Here is an 18,949-nt window from a genome sequence, read left to right on the forward strand (position 1 = left end):
ATTCAATATTCGATTTCAATACTTCGAATCACTTAGTACTAAAGGCTAGAGTCCAGACTTTTTAATGTCTTCTAAAAATGAAATGAATTTGTCATCTGCGACATTGAACAAGTCGTAACCTGTCATCGGCATATTGATACCATCATCCGATTCCACCCTACCAATGCCACCATTTATGTCTATGTATTTGGAGTGTAACAAGTAGATAAGCTGATTGAAGCGCACATCTTGGTAGTCTTTCCAAATATCACCGAGTAACTCCAAAAGATAGTCAATACGTTCTATGTCTCTCATTCGTTAACTCCAATCCATAGCAATACCAATTATCACAGACATGCTGAATGTCTAAGGCATTTAGTAGTAGTGATCTAACTATATCACCTCAAATAAATCTAACTTTAGGTTGTGGTGTAAATCTAATCATGTCAATAAAAAAGGCGAACAAATACCAATCTAATGATTACTGCTTTATGCTAAGTTGAATGTAAAAAAGCCACTATCAGTATTTGTATTCACTGAGAGTGGCTTTTATATATACCATAACGATTATGTTAGGTTATATCATCCAACTAAGTTCATTGGACGTAATGTGACAGATTCAAATAATTTATATTCTTCAGCTGTTGTTAAAAAGTTCAGAAAATGTGCGCTTTCTAAATGAGCATCAAGATGTGCCTGTGAATGCCACATTTCTTGCATGACAAATAAACCAGCTACATTTTGATCTGCAAACAACTTATAACTTTCACACCCCTCTTCTAGATGCGTAGGTACAATAAGAGACTCTAATAATGCTTGTGCTTTCTCTGTACAATTAGGATTTGCTTTAATTTCTGCTAATAAATAGATCATGACTTAACACTCCGTAAAAATTTTCTCATCATGCCAACGTGATTTAGGCACATCAGCATTAAAATCATCGGCACTATGATAACCGATAGGCACGACCACTAAACTCGTAAAGCCTTGCGCGTTAAGGTCAAACTCTTCATCTAAAATGTCACGATCAAAACCTTCAATAGGCACAGCATCAATACCCATCGCAGCTGCGCCTAATAACAATGAACCAATGTTAAGATATACCTGCTTTTGCATCCAATGATCAGCATCACCTAATGTTTTCCGATGTAAATCAACAAAAAAGTTACGTCCATCAACCATGCGTTGCTTTGATTGCTCATTTGAAAAACGACCATCTTGCTGTTCACAAGCTAATAAATCACTTAGGTAATCATCATCAATGGTTGTTTTTGAACAAAAGACTAATACATGCGATGCATTCAATATTTTGGGTTTATTAAAGACATAAGGCCCTTCCGTAGCTTTTGCTATACGCTGCTTTGCATCATCTGTGGCTGCAACAATAACATGCCAAGGCTGTGAATTTACACTAGAAGCACTTAACCGAATCAAAGCTTTAATTTGTTGTAATTGATCATTAGTAAGCTTACGTGACGGGTCAAATACTTTGGTTGAGTAGCGTTTTTTCGCAGCATCAATAATGCTCATATAACTTTCCTAATCCTGTATATTCTTTAGATGCATACCATACTCTTTCACAACAAAAAGGAAAACCCATACAACAACATCGATTTTCCAAACTCATTTTTAATGATCATCGGTATTGATTATCTAAAGACTATTTCACATTATCATTAATGATTGCTGCAAACCCAGCTTGGCGTCCAAGTTCATAGCCAGCATTCAATTTATTGACATCACGCGTTAAACGTTTAATTAAAAAATCTTTATTCGGAACAATTGCTGTAATACGACAATCGGCAGGTGGATTACGAATGAAATACAGTGCTTTATTATAACGGGATTCTTTCGTTAGAAATTCTTGACCGAACACCGGCGTTGTTTTGAATATTTTGCGTGTTAGCCAAGGTACTTGATGACTATGAACAAAATTTGCTTGCGCATGAGATAAAACAACGGTTATATCGCGAGCACCACGGCGATAAGCTTCAATAACAGGAATAGGATCAGCGATACCGCCATCACTCATAGCAATACCGTCAACTTTTGGAAAATTACGATAAACAATCGGTAATGCACATGTTGCTGTCATTAGACTTTGTAGATTTTCACGCTTAACTTCAATGTAATCAGCATCACCGGTGGCAATATTTGTTGTTGTTGCAAACAAAGGGATCCCTTGGCTTTCATATTTATCAACTTCTAATGGCAAATTATTAATACTTTCTGACCATAGCCAGTCAATATCTATAAGATTGCCACCTTTTGCAAACCGAAAATAATTAATAAATGACTTACTACGTGCATATTCGGTAATGACATGATAATTACGTTTGTGGTTTTTACACAAGTAACCCATTAATACCATCGAGCCTGCAGAAACACCAATCGTAAAATCGAATGGGTTATAATCTTTTTCAAGAAAAGCATCAAGAACACCTGTGGCAAAAATACCACGCATGGCCCCACCTTCAACAACCAAAGCCCGCTTAGGTGTATCATTCATAAACATTTATCCTTATAAGTTATGAACTTACTGAAATCTAATTACGAATATAATTAGCACATCAATATAAGACGAATATTACTGCACACAACCGTAGAAAAAGCATACTTTTATTGCATATTTAACTTTTTATAACAGCCGTACAGTTATTAGAGTTCTACTTACTAATAAATATATAAGCTTTTTTCTAACTTACAAAAATAAAACTAACCTAATATTTATTTATAAACATTTTATGACTCATCAGTAATAGTTATCGCACTAATAAAACAAGCATCAATACATTTTAAACATCGCGTACATTTTTCAATGTTAATAATTGGTTTTTTATCTGCATACCAAATCATTGCCTGTTCAGGACAAGAATCAATACAGCTTTCACAATAACCATAAAGATTATCGCAAATATTACTGATCATCAGCTGCGGTTGTTTCACTGGCGGCCGCGCAAATTGAGTGAATAATTGGCGGCGACTATATTGCTTTGATTCACGCATTAAAATAGATCTTATGAGGAGCAGCGATTGCATTAAATTGTTGCGCTACTGCAGTAATAAATGACTGACCCAAATCAGCTAATTCACGATACGCTCCAACAGGTGCAGCTTGTTGAAATAACGCTAAATAATGAGGAGCCCAAGGTAATAAATGTACGGATAATAACTCAGCCACCGCATCAAATTTTTTATCCTCAATCAAACTTGCAATCACCATCAACATTAAGCCAAATTGATCTTCAGGTTCATTGTGTTTAGCCTCAAATTCAATACCACATTGTAGTAAAAATTGTCGATAATGGAGCGTTGAATCACCAAAGACAACCGCTTCTTTATCTAAATAGACCGAGCCCCAAGGTGGCGCTTTCATTTCACCAATCCCTGTAAATAACTCATCGTGCCATACTGACAGAGTATGCGGATCAGTCGCAGATATTGCAGCAGTGGTCTTATCAAATTGAGAAAAACCAGTATTATCGAGTCGTAATACCGCATTAATTCCCACAGTTTCATATTGACTCGGGTGGTAATAAAACAGGCCACCAATAATTCTACTCAATACTTTTACATTTTCCATATCACTACAAATGAACATTGTTTCTCACAATCTATTAATTTATATCGTTAACACAATAATGCTTTGAAACTATTTTACATATATTGACACAAAACAATAAATGATAATTTGATAAGGGCATAATTGCGCCATCACCAAACAAAAAGTAATGTCGTAAGGATATATCGTGACGAATTTAAAAAAGCCACTTAGCATCACTCGTCGTAGCGTGCTAAAAAGTGGATCTTTATTAGCAGCTGCTGCTGGAGGAATGTCCCTACCATTCACCAGTGTTAAAGCACTTGCCAAAGAAACACCGGCCAAACCCAATGAACAAATCGTGTGGTCATCATGTACAGTCAACTGTGGTTCGCGCTGTCCTTTGCGAATGCATGTCGTTGACGGTGAAATTAAATATGTCGAAACCGATAATACTGGTGATGATGTTTTCAACCATTCTCATCAAGTACGTGCTTGTTTACGTGGCCGCTCGATGCGCCGTCGTGTCTACAACCCCGATCGTCTTAAATACCCATTAAAACGCATTGGTAAACGTGGTGAAGGAAAGTTTCAACGTATTAGTTGGGATGAAGCATTTGATATTATTGGAGATAGTCTAAAAAAAACTATCAAAGAATATGGTAATGATGCAATTTATTTAAACTATGGCACAGGTACTCTTGGCGGTACTGTGACTAAAAGTTGGGATCCATCAAGCACGCTGATTGCTCGAATGATGAATCTTTGTGGTGGTTACTTAAATCACTATGGTGATTACTCAGCGGCAAACATTGAACGTATGAGTGACTTTTTCTACGGCGCATTTATTGATAACAACAGTATTGATGATGTTCAAAATGCTGACCTATGTATTATGTTTGGTAATAACCCAGCAGAAACGCGTATGTCGGGCGGTGGTCAAGTTCACAGTTTCGTTGATGGTCAAAAAATCCATCATACTCGTACAATTTGTATTGACCCACGTTATACCGATACAGCCGGTGGTCGTGAAGATCAGTGGATCCCGATTAAGCATGGTACAGATGCGGCATTGTGTGCAGCGATTGCCCATGTATTAATTAGTGAAAACAAGGTTGATCAAGCTTTCCTCGATAAATATTGTGTCGGTTATGATGCAAAAACACTGCCAGCATCAGCCCCTAAAAATGGCAGCTATAAAGATTATATTTTGGGTAATGGTGATGATAAAACCCCAAAGACGCCACAATGGGCAGCGCCGATTACTGGTATTCCCGCAGATATTATCATTAAACTAGCCCGTGAAATTGGTAATTCAAACCGTACCTATATTACCCAAGGCTGGGGATTGCAACGTTCAGCTAATGGCGAACAAGCCTGTAAAGCTATCATGATGTTATCACTGCTTCGTGGTCAAGTTGGTCTGCAAGGTGGCGGCACTGGCGCACGAGAAGGTAATCATAGCTATCCATTTGTTCGTTTTCCTAAAATAGAGAACCCAATCAAAACGGCTATTCCAATGTTCTTATGGACGGATGCTATTTTCCGTTCTAAGGCAATGACAGATAAAACTGATGGTATTTTAGGTGCAGAAAAGCTCAATAATCCTATTAAATTTATCTGGAACTATGCTGGTAACTGTTTAATAAACCAACACTCTGATATCAACCGCACCCATGATATTTTGCAAGATGAAACAGCATGCGAAATGATCGTTGTGATTGATAACCATATGACATCATCAGCAAAATATGCAGATATTGTATTACCAGACTGCACTACATCAGAACAATCAGATTTCTGTATGGACGGTGCAGCAGCATCTATGCCCTATTTCATTTTTGCTAGTCAGGTAATTAAGCCCCGCTTTGAATGTAAACCTATCTACGACATCATGTCTGGTGTAGCCAAGCGCATGGGGGTTGAGCAAGCCTTTACTGAAGGCCGTACTCAGGAAGAATGGTTACGATGGATGTATGCAGAAACAATTAAGCAAAATAATGACCCAGATTTACCTGATTACGACACTATGCGTAAACAAGGGATCTATAAAAAACAATTTGATCGCCCACATGTGCCTTATGAGGATTTCCGTGCCGATCCGATTGCTAACCCACTTCCTACGCCATCAGGAAAAATTGAAATTTACTCAGAGCAACTGGCTGTTATCGCTAAGGAATGGACGTTAGGTAAAGATGAAAAAATCACACCTATCGCTGAATACCATTCTACGTTTAATGGCTGGGATTCAAAAGATCGTGAACAATTCCCGTTACAACTAACTGGCTTCCACTATAAAGCTCGTGCTCATTCAACATACGGTAATGTTGATATTTTAAAAGCCGCAGCTCCCCAAGAACTATGGATGAACCCTGTCGATGCTGCACCTCGCGGGATTAAAAATGGCGATCTAGTCAGTGTCCGTAGCAAACAAGGCGAAGTTAACGTTCGTGTCAAAGTAACACCTCGAATCATGCCCCATGTAACAGCATTAGGCGAAGGTGCTTGGTATTCACCGAATAGTAAAGGTGTCGATCAAGCTGGTTCAATCAATGTATTAACCACTAGTCGTCCAAGCCCGTTAGCGAAATCTAACCCGTCTCACACTAATCTGGTTGAAGTTAAACTTGTGAAAAGCATGGGAGTTGCATAATGACACCGAAAAAACAATATGGCTTTTACATCGATTCAAGTAAATGTACTGGCTGTAAAACTTGCCAACTGTCATGCAAAGACAATAAAGATCTTGGTATTGATCGTAACTTCCGTCGAATCTATGAATACGTCGGTGGTAATTGGAGTGAAAATAACGGCGTATTCCGCCAGGATGTTTTCTCTTATTATCTCTCTATTTCATGTAATCACTGTGATGATCCCGCTTGTACTAAAGTATGTCCATCTGGCGCGATGCATAAACGTGAACAAGATGGTTTAGTGGTCGTGAATGAAGATGTTTGTATCGGCTGCAAATATTGCCACATGGCATGTCCTTATGGTGCGCCGCAATATAGTGAAGAAAAAGGTCATATGACCAAATGCGACGGTTGTTTTGAACGTGTCGCTGAAGGGTTAATGCCTATTTGTGTCGATAGCTGCCCGCTACGTGCTATCGAGTTTGGTGATATTGCTGAATTACGAAAAAAATACGGTACTAATGCTAATTGCGCACCATTACCTGATTCAAATATTACTCATCCGAACCTAATCATTAAGCTAAATCCAAATGGTAAACCGGTTGGTGATACCAGTGGCTTTCTGCAAAATCCTCGAGAGGTGAAATAATGCCTTATCCTGAATTACCTCTAGTGGTATTTACCGTACTTGCACAAACTGCAGTTGGTGGCTATCTCATTATGGCTGGGCGATTATCTCAACTCACCTCAACAGCGAAACAACATCGACCGCTAGTACTTAGCATGTTTGTTTTATGGGCATTTATGGCGGTAGGTTTTGCTGCATCAACCATGCACTTAGGCAGTCCTCTGCGAGCATTTAATGCACTTAACCGTGTTGGTCATTCTGGATTATCTAACGAAATCCTAACGGGTAGTTTGTTTTTTGCCCTTGGCGGACTTTATTGGTTAGCGGATCTATTTAAGATTTTCCATGAAGGGGTATTAAAACTCGCTCGAATCATTGTGGCAATTGCTGGCATCATTTTTATGGCAGCGATGATTAAAGTGTACTTGATTAACACCGTACCTGTTTGGGATAGCAGTTTTACTTACGTTGAATTTATTGGCACCGTATTAATGTCAGGTGTGCTATTAGGTTATGTATTACTCAATCTAACAGGTGCGGCTACGGCAAAATTAAATGCCAAGTTAGCAATTTTCGGCGTCATTATTATTGCACTACATCTTATTATTACTACTTGGCAACTTGTTACCATTGCCGAAATAACCACCTCGATTCAAACTGGTGCTGATCATTTAGCTGTTTATTCAGGATCGATCATTACCCGTTTAATCTTGCTCGTTATTGCCGGTGGCTTATGGTTATTATCAGCATTTAAATCAAATCAAGCTGTAACAGTAAAAACGCTTGGCTGTCTTGCTTTTATAGCGATGTTTATTGCAGAGATCATCGGTCGCGGCGTTTTTTACGGCTTACACTTTACTGTTGGACTCTTATAAAAAATAATCGATGATATAAGATCTAACGTACACAACAAATAAAAACGCCACACTCATATTTATATAAATAAAAGAGATGGCGTTTTTTTTATTTAATTATCAGTACTACTTTTGACGACCAAAAACTTTCACACCAGCACGAGTGCCGTCAGAATTGCCGTACACTTCTAGCTTCTTTACACAACGTTTATATGAAAATTTACGCCAGCTTGTTTCTTGATTCTTTTTAAGATCTCGATAGAACGGTATATTACGCGTTTCGCCGTTTCTAAATGTCACTTTTATGCGTTCAAGGTATAAATTACGTTCTGCTTTTACTTTAATAGCATCGGTATTACGACACACCACTAATGGAATTTTTGCGCCGTGGTTACCAATTTCAAGTAAAATAGTACGACCGAGTGTAATTTGGTCATAAGCATGAGCCGTAGATACACTACCAAAAAAACTTAGAGCAACAAACAGGTAAGGAAGTGCTTTTTTTATATTCATGATCTCATTAAATAAATGGGCTATAAATTGCCGCTATCGTAACCTAATCCAGCAATAAAACGAGCAAAAATCGCCTCCTAAGCAAGATGGCGATCACAATATAACGCTATTGGCATTCAAAAATACGTCATTATTAACGACAAAGAATAACAGTTATTATTACCCTATTGCTTTGTTACTCAAATAAGACTTAACTGCTCGAAAACCAGCGACAAAAGTTAGCCCAGCAGTAATAACAGGAAACACAAACATCAACGGCTTTAATGTCGTCATTATTGCCATTGCAGGTTCAGTTGTCGGTTGATAAAGAGGAAGATGATAAATAATGCCATAACTTAGGCATAACGTTATCACAAGGAAAACGGCTGCCACAAGTACACCAAAAAGCCATGATTCATCCGTTAATTGCGCAAACATTCTTCCATAACGTTCAGCGCCTGATTTACTTATACCCGCCAATAGATTCCCCCTTTACAACTATTGATAATAATAGAAAATCACCTCAAACATGATATCTAATAACGGTCTGAGGTGATTTATTGTTTTAATTAGCTACGGTATAACGTCACTATATTTTGAGGCGTAAAATCAACCATATCACCATGAACAAGAGTTTCGAGCGTGATATCAGAACCCACTTCGATCACCTCTCCCTTCATAAACTCAGACTGGCAATCAACAATTTTTACTTTAATTTCAAATCTATTTGAACGTAGTTTCGCTGTTTCTCCTATCTCAATAGGCTTGTAAATATCTACAGGTGCTTTACCAAAGAAAGATCTTGGACCGTTTACATCATCCCACTGCATCGTCATTTCCTTATGATTAATACTTACTCAGCTCAAGTTCAATTTGAGTCTGATATACCTACTGAATTCTCTCTTATCACCATATCTATAGTGATAATAAAGACGCAACATAACAGCCACATTTTATCGCCAATTGAATTCGTTATTCAATAAAAAAAACATCAAAAAAGGTGATGAAAACCACGAACATGACGTATTTTATGCTGTTTAAAAACGTAATTATCATATTACTATAGTTATTATTTTGTTTAATACGGAAAAGTTAATATTTATATCTACTATTGACGCTAAACTATTAAGCAGTATTTATTACTGAAAGATAAATTTAGATCATAATGCGTCATGATCTGATTTTTTCTCCTCTTTACTGATAACGTTAATGATCTGTTGCCATTTATTTGATTGGTATGTCAACATTAAATATCCTTTACCGCTTGATAATCCCTTCAGCTCAACCAACGCACTGCTTCCATCTTCAGCTTGCCAAAACGATACCCAGTTACCACATTCATCAGATTTTAAACATTTATAAAATTCATCATGATCTTTAGATGTTTTCTTCGCTAAATATTCATCCGTATGAGGGCTATTATATTTTTGAGTTAGGCTTTGCTTGACCTTACTATATAAAGCCTTTCCTTCTTCCCCCGAAATATCACCACTAATATTTTGACTAACTAATATAACTTTTTGAAGGCCATGTTTATTATCTATCACGACTATATATCGTTCACTAAAAGAGACTTTTTGAATCGGTTTAGTCGTTTCACATAACATTAAATTATTTTTAGTAGCACAATCAGTGAGTGGCACTTTTTTATTTATCTCATGATAAGACTGCCCCCATTCAAACCCAAAAGGAGCCCCAATATCATTCGCCATCACGCCAAATGAGCTTGCCATAATAAACAAGTAAAGTAACCTCTTCATAACAAATCCTTTTGTTCTGTCACATCTCATATAAAACTAAATCGATCAATATAATATCAGCTAAACACCACAATATAAACTTAGTGGCATATTATGATGGTAAATTTATTGTAAGAAGATTAAACAAAAGCGTAACTGTGATTAAGCCCACATAATCATGGGCTTATTGATAATTATCATATTATTTCAAAATACTAAAATCACAGACGTAAGAAAGAGAGTACTAACAGAGAATAACTATAATGGTGTTCTATTCAATGGGTGCTTACCAAGTCAGATCAACGATTCTTTCGTCTGCAATGTAATAAACAATATCACCAGCTGTAAGTATAGTCGCTAAACTAGGATTAATTTCACAGACTTTATCACGCTGATGTACTGCGATGATAATTGCTTCATGATGTTTCTTAAAGTCATAGTAAATTGACTCTAAAGTAAGATCATTAATATTTTCTGGTACTTCAATAGAGTATTGAGTTTGTCCTTTATGTGCACTGACTAACTCTGAATGAATAAAGCTAGAACCTTTATCTATTACCGATTTAGCGACTAGCTCGGTTGATAATGAAGATATACATTCTGAATTCGGACAATATTTATGTAACAAATCACGCTTAATCGAATCATCAAAATGCGCGACTAAATGAGCATCACTGTTTTGTTCTGCAATAAATAAACTTACGGTTAATGTTGCATCATCTAAATCAGTGTCAACAATCACAGCGCTAGCAGTAGAAAGGCTTGCACGCTCCATTTCTATAGCATCAGTAAATGAATTAACTCGTACAAAATGTACATCACTATCAAACGGAGATTCTTCATATTCACACGATACTACCACTACCTCGCGTCGGCCTTGCTCTTCTCTTTTAAGCATTTCGAGTAAATGAGGCGTACGGCTGCTATGAATACCAATAACGATAATGTGATTTTCTAAATTCAAATTTTGCTTCCCTCTTCGATTTGCACGCCAAAAGTCAGTAAAAAAAACCGCTATTTTACCAATCGATAATGCAAATAAGCCCACACCACAAGGAATAATAAATAAAGCGGCTAATAATTGTCCATGTGCTGTTATGGGGCTTAAATCACCATAGCCGACAGTACTACTTGTGGTTACTATATAATAAATAAAACTTGCGAAGTTATCTGTTAAATGGGATTCATTAGCAAAGACTAAACCAACCCAACTAGATACCACATAACCACTTACAAGCAATATCAACGTGTATCTATTAATCGCCATAAAATGCTTATTAATCACTTTTTTTATAACATTTAATAGCGTATGCATACCCTTTCCTTTTGATCTACATAATATTAACAGTATAGCTAATCACCATCAGTTAATGCTCTTAACCAAAACAATAACCCTGCTATACACGAACACAACATAATAGGTATAACTAAAGCGTAACTTAATGATAATACCATCAAGTTACTCCCCACAACTGCGCCAATAAAAATAGAAAACCACAGGCTAATTTGTTTAATAAATACTTTTTTATCACCTTTACCGAGTAATAACATCGCCAATTCTCGCCCAGTATTGGCTAAAAAAGCAGTCGCAAATGTTAACGGCATTGCCTTATTAATGGTGATCCTTAGCGCAATATTTTGTAACCCCATCGCAAATGCCAATATAAAGTTGGTTACGATAGGAATAGTAATTTTTTCAATAAAAATAGCACTGAATAACAATATCGATACGGTACTCATCACCAACCAACGATAATTCTGCTGCTGCAATACAGCGATCATCTCACCAATAGTAATTCCAGCGACAAACAACAAAATCACCCCAATATAATAAAATGATTGACCATATTGATGGCTAGAAAGCAACATCGCCACATGCGTTGTATTGCCACTCATAAACGATACAAACAAACCATTTTTAAGATGAATAAAGCCAATCGCATCAACAATTCCAGCGATAAATAACAACATAAATGGCATTGCTGCAAGAATAGCAGGCTTAATTACAGATAGATTCAATGGGTTATAACATAAGTAATGATAACAATACGTTAAGTATTACATTAAATTTGGATATTTGACACACTATGAAGTAACAATAGATTAACGCAAACTTTTTAAGTTCCAACATCTTAATTAAATAAATACGAGTCATGATTTTTAAGCATTTTTTGCGACCACAGTCATACAATAATGAATAATTAGCATTCTTCTAATTCACTTTCTGCAACCAAGTTATCGTTCTTAACACACCAATGAAATTATATTCCCTAAACAATAAAAATACGGAGTATAACTTCAACAGTGATAAGGATAAGTAACTAATCATTCCTGTTATGAAGTCCTCATCAAATTAAATATTTATCTATTCATATTTGATATTTAAGGATCGTAACATGACATTTAAGAAAACATACCTATTAACCCTTATTGCATCATTGTTATCTTGCTCTGCAAGTGCACAAGTCATGGAGTTTATTCCATCAGCCAACCCTATTCATGATGAACCCATAGAGCAAGGTTGGGTAAATTATTTAAGTGGTCATGGTTACGGACAAAGCATTGCCAATGAGGATTTGATAGAGTGGTATGTCAATGGAAATAATGGTCGCGCTAATTGGAAAATCACCCCCGATACAACGCTAAATAATCAAGCACAAATTTACGGCTGGCAACTTACAACTCAAATGCGTGTCGCTAGTGGTGGTTACATAACTAACTATTACTCTAATGGCAGCAAACGCTTTTTGCCTATTATATCTATCAACCAAAATAATGAATTAACCGTGACATTTGATGGTGAAACAGCAGAAACAGTGCTTGCAGCAGACAGCACGGTTAACGACTATCATCGTTATGATATTGTTTTCCATCCCGGTGATACTCAAACGGCAAGTTTTTACTTTGATGGTCGTTTAATTCGCGATCAATGGGTAGGAACAGCGAGTAACCAGAATATGATTGCTTGGGGTAATGGATCATCTTCAATAGCAGGAGAAGCATATTATAAATCTATCGCCTTTCAAGTAAATGGAGATGCTGTTTTTTCCTCCCCAGATAGAATCCCATCACTTGTAGTTAGTGACAAAACACCAGGAACAGTCGTTATTTTCGCCGAAAAGAGAGTCGGTGGTGGAGATCCTGGAGCAATCTCAAATACCAATGATATTATTACTCGAACATCTCAAGATTACGGCCGAACATGGAGCAATGAGCTTAATTTAACTGAAGAGATTAATATTAGTGATGACTTTGACTTTTCAGATCCTCGCCCTATTTACCTTGCTGATGAAAATAAAGTATTAGTCTCTTACGTCCGTTGGCCAACTAATGCCGCTCAAAATGGTGATCGAATTAAACCTTGGATGCCTAGTGGAGTTTTTTATAATGTCTATGACGTAGCAAATAACACATGGGAACAACCAGTTAATGTTACTTCTGATGTTAAAGAACGCACATTGCAGATTATTGGTTGGGGCGGCCATGAATATTACACACGCAGCAGCCAAATAACCGCCACTGATAGTTGGGATTTTTCTACCCAATTAAGTATTTATAGCGGAACTAAAAACGAATTATTTATATCAAATGGATCACATGAATTCAGAGTTAATTACACCCATGATAATCAAGGTCGATTAATTGCTCATCTTAATGGTCAAGAAAATCCGATCATTATCAAAAATAAAGGTGATCATGTAGGAGGTATCTTTACTTCCTCAATCCAATATTCACCCGCAGATCAAAGTGCGCGTTTGTTAATTAATGATGTTCAATTAGCGCAATGGACGGGGATGCCTTCAGCGGACAGCATTATAGGATTTGGGCAAACTGATGCTGAACAAGAAGGAAGATTACATATAAAATCGCTTTCTCTTGCTAAAAACACGGCGGAAATAATTAATTATGATGCTAGTGCATTAGCCATGTTAAATCCATCAGAATCGCCAAATAGCCCTGAATCACAAGGATGGCAAAAATCACACTCAGGTAAAGCCTATAACTTCTATGGTGTCGCGAGTATTAATCCAGGGCCTGGTCATGGCATTGAACTGACAAAGCAAACACAAATTCAAGGTAATCATAATCAACGGTTAATTTACCCTGCGATTACACTGGATAAATATTTCCTCAATGTAGTTTCTGCATTCTCAGATGATAAAGGTCAGACGTGGACAACAGGCTCAGCACTTCCAATCCCCTACAGATGGAATAATAACTTAGAAACTCTAGAACCAAGTGAAGCAGATATTGTTGAATTAAATAATGGTGACTTATTACTTACTGCGCGCCTAGATTTTAATAAAGTCGTCAACGGTATTAATTATGGTCCTCGACATCAATTCATCAGCTCTGATGGTGGTGAAACATGGACGATGCCAGAAGGTAATGATAGTTCTCTATTTAATAACATCAGCACAAGTACTGTAGATGCTTCCATTACTCGTTTCACACCAGCAACTGGTGAAAGCTATTTATTATTTACTAACCCTATGGGTAGCCCTGCTGGCTCAAGTGGCCGTTCAGATCTTGGATTATGGTTTAGTTTTGATGAGGGAACAAGCTGGCAAGGACCAATTCAATTAGTCAATGGTAGTTCTGCTTATTCTGATATTTATCAACTAGACGATAACAATGCAATGGTCATCGTTGAAGATAATGGCCCTAAAATTAGAGTTCTAACAATACCAGTAACATTAATAAAACAAACACTATAAGACTTTTTATAGCTCTCGCCTCCAAATGATATTATAAATTTGGAGGCATTTTTAAAGCAATCATAGTAATAATGCCAGCTTCGGGCGTACTGTCATTTATAAAGCTTTTTTAATACCAATATAGAGCTTGTATATTAAGCGATGAACTAAATGGCTTTACACAGACACGAAAATTGCCTACCAAATGGCAGGCAATATATATAATGAGTTTCTAATAAAAATAAGAGGTTAAAGAAACAACGTCCTTAATAGTTAATTAACTCATCGTTATCGTTATTGGTAAAGATGCGGTCCAAGTCGCTGGAATTGTAGCAGTAGGGAACGAGAGCTTAATTTCAGACACTGAAACAGATGATGCAGCAGTCAACCAATTAATAATACTTGTATGAGCTGCTCGGCCAGCTAAAATCTCGTCTAAAATCGCACCAGAAGCTGCACCCTCACCATCACTTCTTTCGCCTAAAGCTAAAATCTGATTTTCCAGCGCAGTTTTAACCCTCTGTTGCATTGCTACATCCACAACACTATCATTTGGATAGCTAATTCCAGGGTTTGCATTACCCAAAATTCTCTGCGAAATCGCTGTTGCATGTAATGTTTCAAATCCAAGGGTTCCCTCAACCCCATTACTGCCAAGTGCTTTCACTATAACAGTAGTTGACGTTCCATTGGCTTGCCGTACTCCTCCAACTTCAACTTGAGGAAGAATGGATGGCCCGCCTACGGAAGCTTTTAGGGTTATACCATCAAGAATATACAATGTTCCTTTACTCGTGAAATCGAATTGAGTATTACTGTCAGCCGCTACTCCTGCAGTTTTATCTATCGTCCAGTCTTGAACTTCGGCTGCTGTCTCTGCTGGAATTTCCCATCCCCAGAGAGGCGCCGTATTCACAAAAGAACCAGTTATAGCCAATAAACCACCACCACTACCGATAGAAGCCTCAGATAGTGCTGCATTCGCCGTATTAATCAAAAAGAATGGTGTCAAAATAGTCGCAATTAATAATGTCTTTTTTATTTTTATTCCTTTAAGTTCAGAGATATATTACAAATAACAACTAAAACAACTTATTTAAGAGTAACTGTAACAGGTACGATAGTATTCCATGTCGCTGGAATTGAGGCCGTAGGGAACGTTAAACTGTAATCACTAATTTTCACTACATAAGCACCAGATAAAGTTTTATTTGCTTCTTTAGCAAACTCTGCTTCCGCTTCTGAAAAAGACCCAGTACCATCAATGAGAATCGGATACTTAGTAATAAAATTCGCCTGTTTTGCAACAACAGTTTGAACTTCTGCTGCGCCAAATTTTTGGCCACTCCTGCCATTAACATATACACCACCTAGAAACCCTTGCACGTTTAGCTCCATTACTCCAGCAGCAACATCTGCATCAGATGAATCCTTACCATTAGCAACCAATGTGATTTTTTGTACAGAGCCATCCAATGTAGTTTGACTATTAGTAGATCCAACTTTAATCACTGGTGTGATACCAGCCCCCCCCTCAGCAGCAGGGGATTTCATATAACCATGAATTAAATCAAGTTTGGGTTTATCTGTGAACGTCCATGTTGTATTTGAATTAGCGCTAACGCCATACCTCAGCTCTGCCTTCCACCCAGTCGCGGCGTTTTTTGAGGCGTCAGGAATTTCCCACATCCAGGTAGGTCTCGTATCCGTAATTGCACCGTTAAAATCTAGCTTTCCAGAAAAACCACCATCAGAAGTTGCAGCATCAGCAGCACCTGCCATAAATAATATTGATACAGCTAATAATGTTTTTCTCATATTAATATTCCTTTAACTAATATTATGATATTTATTCTTTATAAAATATTTATAACATTGTGATACACGTAAGTAACATAGTGCGTGTATTAGCTGCTAAACAGCAGCTAATACACATAGAAAGTTATTTAATTCTCTAGGACGCTAAAAAAAGAACATCCTTATCTCTTATTAAATTACCGTAACCACTATAGGTAACGACGCAGCCCAAGTGGATGATGGTTGACTATTGGTTGCGAATATCAATTTGAACTGCTCTAACTCTATAGACACCGCAGCGGAAACCTGAGCAAACGATGTATTAGTCAATACCTCCCACATCGCGGGAGCAATAGGTTCATCATGTGGACTCGTATATGTTGTACTGTAGTAGGGCTGCTTTTTAAGTAGAGATCGAGCAGAATTATCCGCACCATTATTAGCTACAAATGTCTGATTATTTCCCCCCCTAGCCGTCGCAGCTGTATAAATGGTAGCACTCATTTCCAAGAATCCTGATGTATTATTATCTCCCTTTACTGGTAGCTTTAGGTTATACTCTTCAGAACCAACACTCTGCACGTTGCCTAGTTTTTGACCACCTATCTCTATGACAGGCAGAATACCAAGCCTCGCCTTTGGGCTTGGTTCTACCATCACTCCGTTCAACCCCGTAATCGTACCTTTTGATGTAAAATCGTATACGGTGTTATTGCCATCAATCACCCCTTCTCTTTTATCCACATCCCAATCAACTGTAGCAGCGGCCGACGCTGCTGGAATTTCCCAAGACCAATCTGTTTTGGAATTTACTATAGTACCGCTAATTGTAAGCTCTCCCGCACCCGCCGAATGAAGAGGAGCCTCAGCCACTGCTGCATGAACGCTCGGGGCAGAAAAAGATGTCAAAATCGCGACCATTAATAATCTTTTTTTCATTTTCATTTTCATTTTCCTTTTCATTTTTAATCTCCATAATAACGATATTATTTCTGATAGATCTATTTTATGGCTTAATATTTATACTCATTAAATAAAGGTAATAAGTAAAACAACTTATTTAAGAGTAACTGTAACAGGTACAATAGAATTCCATTTCGCTGGAATTGAGGCAGTAGGGAACGTTAAACTGTAATCACTAATTTTCACTACATAAGCACCAGATAAAGTTTTATTTGCTTCTTTAGCAAACTCTGTTTCCGCTTCTGAAAAAGACCCAGAACCGTCAAGGAGCAACGGATAAGTAGTATTAAAATCAGCCTGTTTTACAACAACAGCTTGAACTTCTGCTGCGCCAAATGTACTGCTCTTGCCGCCATTAGTATACGCACCACCTAGAAACCCTTGCACGTTTAGCTCCATTACTCCAGCAGCAACATCTGCATCAGATGAATCCTTACCATTAGCAACCAATGTGATTTTTTGTACAGAGCCATCCAATGTAGTTTGACTATTAGTAGATCCAACTTTAATCACTGGTGTGATACCAGCCCCCCCCTCAGCAGCAGGGGATTTCATATAACCATGAATTAAATCAAGTTTGGGTTTATCTGTGAACGTCCATGTTGTATTTGAATTAGCGCTAACGCCATACCTCAGCTCTGCCTTCCACCCAGTCGCGGCGTTTTTTGAGGCGTCAGGAATTTCCCACATCCAGGTAGGTCTCGTATCCGTAATTGCACCGTTAAAATCTAGCTTTCCAGAGAACCCCCCCTCAGGAACTTCAGCATTAGCTGCACCTGCTATGAATAATATTGATACAGCTAAAAATGTTTTTTTCATATTTAATATCCCTTTATTAATATTTTAAATATAACGCCCCATCTAGTTTTATTAATTCATATAAATACATTTAGGAAGTGTTAATATTTTTATTGATTTAATTACATGAGTTAAAAGTATAATTAAAATAAAACAACATACTCTATTATTACATCACTTCTCCTTTAATAAAAAATTATCGCTTAACAGCCTTTATTATCCCCCCATCCTTCAACATCCAACACAAAATTAAAATCACCCCGATAAGATAATGGAACATGAATCTTTAACGGATTTACCATTTTAATTTCAAGATGATCAAATTGTTTTGGTATAATTAATCGAACAGAACTACCCATTTGTTCTCCAGTTACACTAACACGACGCCCATCCAGCCATAATTCCAATATAACCTCTACATTAATATCGCCTTGAGCCGTAGGCTCTGTTATGACAATCGAAATACCACTATTCTTGTTATGATTTAATACAGCATTATTAATTAATAACGACTGTAATTTAGTCTCTAATTCTGACTGTCTAACCGATAATAAAACTGAGTTACTTAATACTTTACTAATTGAAACATATTGATTATTTATCACCTCACCATTAACACTTCCTAATGAAATAGCAGCTGGATTAATGATAAGTGGTTGAGAAAAAGCAGTCCCTCTATTAATTACAATTAAACTAATAAACAACAGGAAAGTAAAAAAAAATTTTACGTTATCATTCATATTACTTACCTATTTAAGATAAAGTAAAACACGAAAACCAACAATTAAGTTAACTTAATGATTAATTTTATATCACAATAAATATTAC

The 18,949-nt window shown here is 37.1% G+C and carries 21 protein-coding genes; 4 read left to right on the forward strand and 17 right to left on the reverse strand.

Annotated features, from left to right (window positions below; translation table 11 throughout):
- Positions 1-45: 45 nt before the first annotated feature.
- The 6 genes from PPBDW_RS16625 to PPBDW_RS16650 form a co-directional block, all read right to left on the reverse strand.
- Entirely contained in the window at positions 46-294 is a 249-nt protein-coding gene (locus tag PPBDW_RS16625) for a hypothetical protein (RefSeq protein WP_036790515.1), read from the reverse strand.
- A 267-nt stretch (positions 295-561) separates the two neighbouring features.
- Positions 562-852: a putative quinol monooxygenase gene (locus PPBDW_RS16630; RefSeq protein WP_036790517.1), complete on the reverse strand. Its 291-nt coding sequence runs from the start codon at positions 850-852 to the stop codon at positions 562-564.
- A 3-nt stretch (positions 853-855) separates the two neighbouring features.
- Positions 856-1,509 (reverse strand): oxygen-insensitive NAD(P)H nitroreductase, encoded by a 654-nt coding sequence (gene nfsB, locus PPBDW_RS16635; RefSeq protein WP_036790520.1) that lies wholly within the window; start codon positions 1,507-1,509, stop codon positions 856-858.
- A gap of 130 nt (positions 1,510-1,639) precedes the next feature.
- Positions 1,640-2,488 (reverse strand): patatin-like phospholipase family protein, encoded by an 849-nt coding sequence (locus PPBDW_RS16640; protein WP_036790522.1) that lies wholly within the window; start codon positions 2,486-2,488, stop codon positions 1,640-1,642.
- 233 nt (positions 2,489-2,721) lie between these two features.
- On the reverse strand, positions 2,722-2,985 hold the full coding sequence (locus PPBDW_RS16645) for a 4Fe-4S binding protein (RefSeq protein ID WP_036790524.1): 264 nt from the start codon (positions 2,983-2,985) through the stop codon (positions 2,722-2,724).
- Complete coding sequence (locus PPBDW_RS16650; protein WP_054262140.1) at positions 2,978-3,580, reverse strand: molecular chaperone TorD family protein; 603 nt, start codon at positions 3,578-3,580, stop codon at positions 2,978-2,980. The genes PPBDW_RS16645 and PPBDW_RS16650 overlap by 8 nt, the downstream gene beginning before the upstream one ends.
- Before the next feature lie 148 nt (positions 3,581-3,728).
- On the opposite strand from PPBDW_RS16650, the gene PPBDW_RS16655 reads away from it, so the two are divergent.
- From PPBDW_RS16655 to PPBDW_RS16665, 3 genes are read left to right on the forward strand one after another with little or no spacing between them, the layout of a single operon-like run.
- Positions 3,729-6,173, forward strand: coding sequence for a DmsA/YnfE/YnfF family dimethyl sulfoxide reductase (locus PPBDW_RS16655; RefSeq protein ID WP_036790525.1), 2,445 nt, complete (start codon positions 3,729-3,731; stop codon positions 6,171-6,173).
- Positions 6,173-6,802 carry a DMSO/selenate family reductase complex B subunit gene (locus PPBDW_RS16660; RefSeq protein ID WP_036790527.1) on the forward strand — a complete coding sequence of 210 codons (630 nt, stop codon included), beginning with the start codon at positions 6,173-6,175 and terminating at the stop codon, positions 6,800-6,802. The genes PPBDW_RS16655 and PPBDW_RS16660 overlap by 1 nt, the downstream gene beginning before the upstream one ends.
- Positions 6,802-7,656 carry a dimethyl sulfoxide reductase anchor subunit family protein gene (locus PPBDW_RS16665; RefSeq protein WP_036790528.1) on the forward strand — a complete coding sequence of 285 codons (855 nt, stop codon included), beginning with the start codon at positions 6,802-6,804 and terminating at the stop codon, positions 7,654-7,656. The genes PPBDW_RS16660 and PPBDW_RS16665 overlap by 1 nt, the downstream gene beginning before the upstream one ends.
- A 105-nt stretch (positions 7,657-7,761) precedes the next feature.
- On the opposite strand, the gene PPBDW_RS16670 is transcribed toward PPBDW_RS16665, so the two are convergent.
- The 6 genes from PPBDW_RS16670 to PPBDW_RS16695 form a co-directional block, all read right to left on the reverse strand.
- Positions 7,762-8,148, reverse strand: coding sequence for a DUF2541 family protein (locus tag PPBDW_RS16670; protein ID WP_036790530.1), 387 nt, complete (start codon positions 8,146-8,148; stop codon positions 7,762-7,764).
- 159 nt (positions 8,149-8,307) lie between these two features.
- On the reverse strand, positions 8,308-8,607 hold the full coding sequence (locus PPBDW_RS16675) for a hypothetical protein (protein WP_036790533.1): 300 nt from the start codon (positions 8,605-8,607) through the stop codon (positions 8,308-8,310).
- Between the two features lie 89 nt (positions 8,608-8,696).
- Positions 8,697-8,957: a hypothetical protein gene (locus PPBDW_RS16680; RefSeq protein ID WP_036790535.1), complete on the reverse strand. Its 261-nt coding sequence runs from the start codon at positions 8,955-8,957 to the stop codon at positions 8,697-8,699.
- A gap of 330 nt (positions 8,958-9,287) precedes the next feature.
- Complete coding sequence (locus tag PPBDW_RS16685; RefSeq protein ID WP_146145902.1) at positions 9,288-9,869, reverse strand: hypothetical protein; 582 nt, start codon at positions 9,867-9,869, stop codon at positions 9,288-9,290.
- Positions 9,870-10,152: 283 nt separating this feature from the next.
- Positions 10,153-11,181, reverse strand: a complete 1,029-nt coding sequence (locus tag PPBDW_RS16690) for an ion channel (RefSeq protein ID WP_036790541.1) — start codon at positions 11,179-11,181, stop codon at positions 10,153-10,155.
- Positions 11,182-11,219: 38 nt separating this feature from the next.
- Positions 11,220-11,885 (reverse strand): YoaK family protein, encoded by a 666-nt coding sequence (locus PPBDW_RS16695; protein ID WP_230850356.1) that lies wholly within the window; start codon positions 11,883-11,885, stop codon positions 11,220-11,222.
- A gap of 377 nt (positions 11,886-12,262) precedes the next feature.
- Between PPBDW_RS16695 and PPBDW_RS16700 the strand changes: the two genes are divergently transcribed.
- The gene (locus PPBDW_RS16700; RefSeq protein WP_036790544.1) at positions 12,263-14,584 is read left to right on the forward strand and encodes an exo-alpha-sialidase; all 2,322 of its coding nucleotides are present in this window, start codon (positions 12,263-12,265) and stop codon (positions 14,582-14,584) included.
- A 256-nt stretch (positions 14,585-14,840) separates the two neighbouring features.
- Here PPBDW_RS16700 and PPBDW_RS16705 read toward each other — a convergent pair whose 3' ends face one another.
- From PPBDW_RS16705 to PPBDW_RS16725, 5 genes are all read right to left on the reverse strand, one after another.
- A complete protein-coding gene (locus PPBDW_RS16705; protein ID WP_036790546.1) occupies positions 14,841-15,575 on the reverse strand; it encodes a F4 family fimbrial subunit in 735 nt (244 codons plus the stop codon).
- A gap of 80 nt (positions 15,576-15,655) precedes the next feature.
- Positions 15,656-16,381, reverse strand: a complete 726-nt coding sequence (locus tag PPBDW_RS16710; protein ID WP_036790549.1) for a F4 family fimbrial subunit — start codon at positions 16,379-16,381, stop codon at positions 15,656-15,658.
- A gap of 171 nt (positions 16,382-16,552) precedes the next feature.
- Positions 16,553-17,323, reverse strand: coding sequence for a F4 family fimbrial subunit (locus PPBDW_RS16715; RefSeq protein WP_036790552.1), 771 nt, complete (start codon positions 17,321-17,323; stop codon positions 16,553-16,555).
- 93 nt (positions 17,324-17,416) lie between these two features.
- Positions 17,417-18,142, reverse strand: a complete 726-nt coding sequence (locus PPBDW_RS16720) for a F4 family fimbrial subunit (protein ID WP_036790554.1) — start codon at positions 18,140-18,142, stop codon at positions 17,417-17,419.
- 182 nt (positions 18,143-18,324) lie between these two features.
- Positions 18,325-18,861: a DUF5462 family protein gene (locus tag PPBDW_RS16725; RefSeq protein ID WP_036790557.1), complete on the reverse strand. Its 537-nt coding sequence runs from the start codon at positions 18,859-18,861 to the stop codon at positions 18,325-18,327.
- Positions 18,862-18,949 lie beyond the last annotated feature (88 nt).

The organism is Photobacterium kishitanii (assembly GCF_000613045.3).
GTDB lineage: Bacteria > Pseudomonadota > Gammaproteobacteria > Enterobacterales > Vibrionaceae > Photobacterium > Photobacterium kishitanii.

Coding starts and splice junctions, on each gene's coding strand:
- PPBDW_RS16625 (WP_036790515.1), bottom strand. CDS start 294: ATGAGAGACATAGAACGTATTGACTATCTTTTGGAGTTACTCGGTGAT.
- PPBDW_RS16630 (WP_036790517.1), bottom strand. CDS start 852: ATGATCTATTTATTAGCAGAAATTAAAGCAAATCCTAATTGTACAGAG.
- nfsB (WP_036790520.1), bottom strand. CDS start 1,509: ATGAGCATTATTGATGCTGCGAAAAAACGCTACTCAACCAAAGTATTT.
- PPBDW_RS16640 (WP_036790522.1), bottom strand. CDS start 2,488: ATGAATGATACACCTAAGCGGGCTTTGGTTGTTGAAGGTGGGGCCATG.
- PPBDW_RS16645 (WP_036790524.1), bottom strand. CDS start 2,985: ATGCGTGAATCAAAGCAATATAGTCGCCGCCAATTATTCACTCAATTT.
- PPBDW_RS16650 (WP_054262140.1), bottom strand. CDS start 3,580: ATGTTCATTTGTAGTGATATGGAAAATGTAAAAGTATTGAGTAGAATT.
- PPBDW_RS16660 (WP_036790527.1), top strand. CDS start 6,173: ATGACACCGAAAAAACAATATGGCTTTTACATCGATTCAAGTAAATGT.
- PPBDW_RS16665 (WP_036790528.1), top strand. CDS start 6,802: ATGCCTTATCCTGAATTACCTCTAGTGGTATTTACCGTACTTGCACAA.
- PPBDW_RS16670 (WP_036790530.1), bottom strand. CDS start 8,148: ATGAATATAAAAAAAGCACTTCCTTACCTGTTTGTTGCTCTAAGTTTT.
- PPBDW_RS16680 (WP_036790535.1), bottom strand. CDS start 8,957: ATGCAGTGGGATGATGTAAACGGTCCAAGATCTTTCTTTGGTAAAGCA.
- PPBDW_RS16690 (WP_036790541.1), bottom strand. CDS start 11,181: ATGCATACGCTATTAAATGTTATAAAAAAAGTGATTAATAAGCATTTT.
- PPBDW_RS16700 (WP_036790544.1), top strand. CDS start 12,263: ATGACATTTAAGAAAACATACCTATTAACCCTTATTGCATCATTGTTA.
- PPBDW_RS16710 (WP_036790549.1), bottom strand. CDS start 16,381: ATGAGAAAAACATTATTAGCTGTATCAATATTATTTATGGCAGGTGCT.
- PPBDW_RS16715 (WP_036790552.1), bottom strand. CDS start 17,323: ATGAAAAGGAAAATGAAAATGAAAATGAAAAAAAGATTATTAATGGTC.
- PPBDW_RS16720 (WP_036790554.1), bottom strand. CDS start 18,142: ATGAAAAAAACATTTTTAGCTGTATCAATATTATTCATAGCAGGTGCA.
- PPBDW_RS16725 (WP_036790557.1), bottom strand. CDS start 18,861: ATGAATGATAACGTAAAATTTTTTTTTACTTTCCTGTTGTTTATTAGT.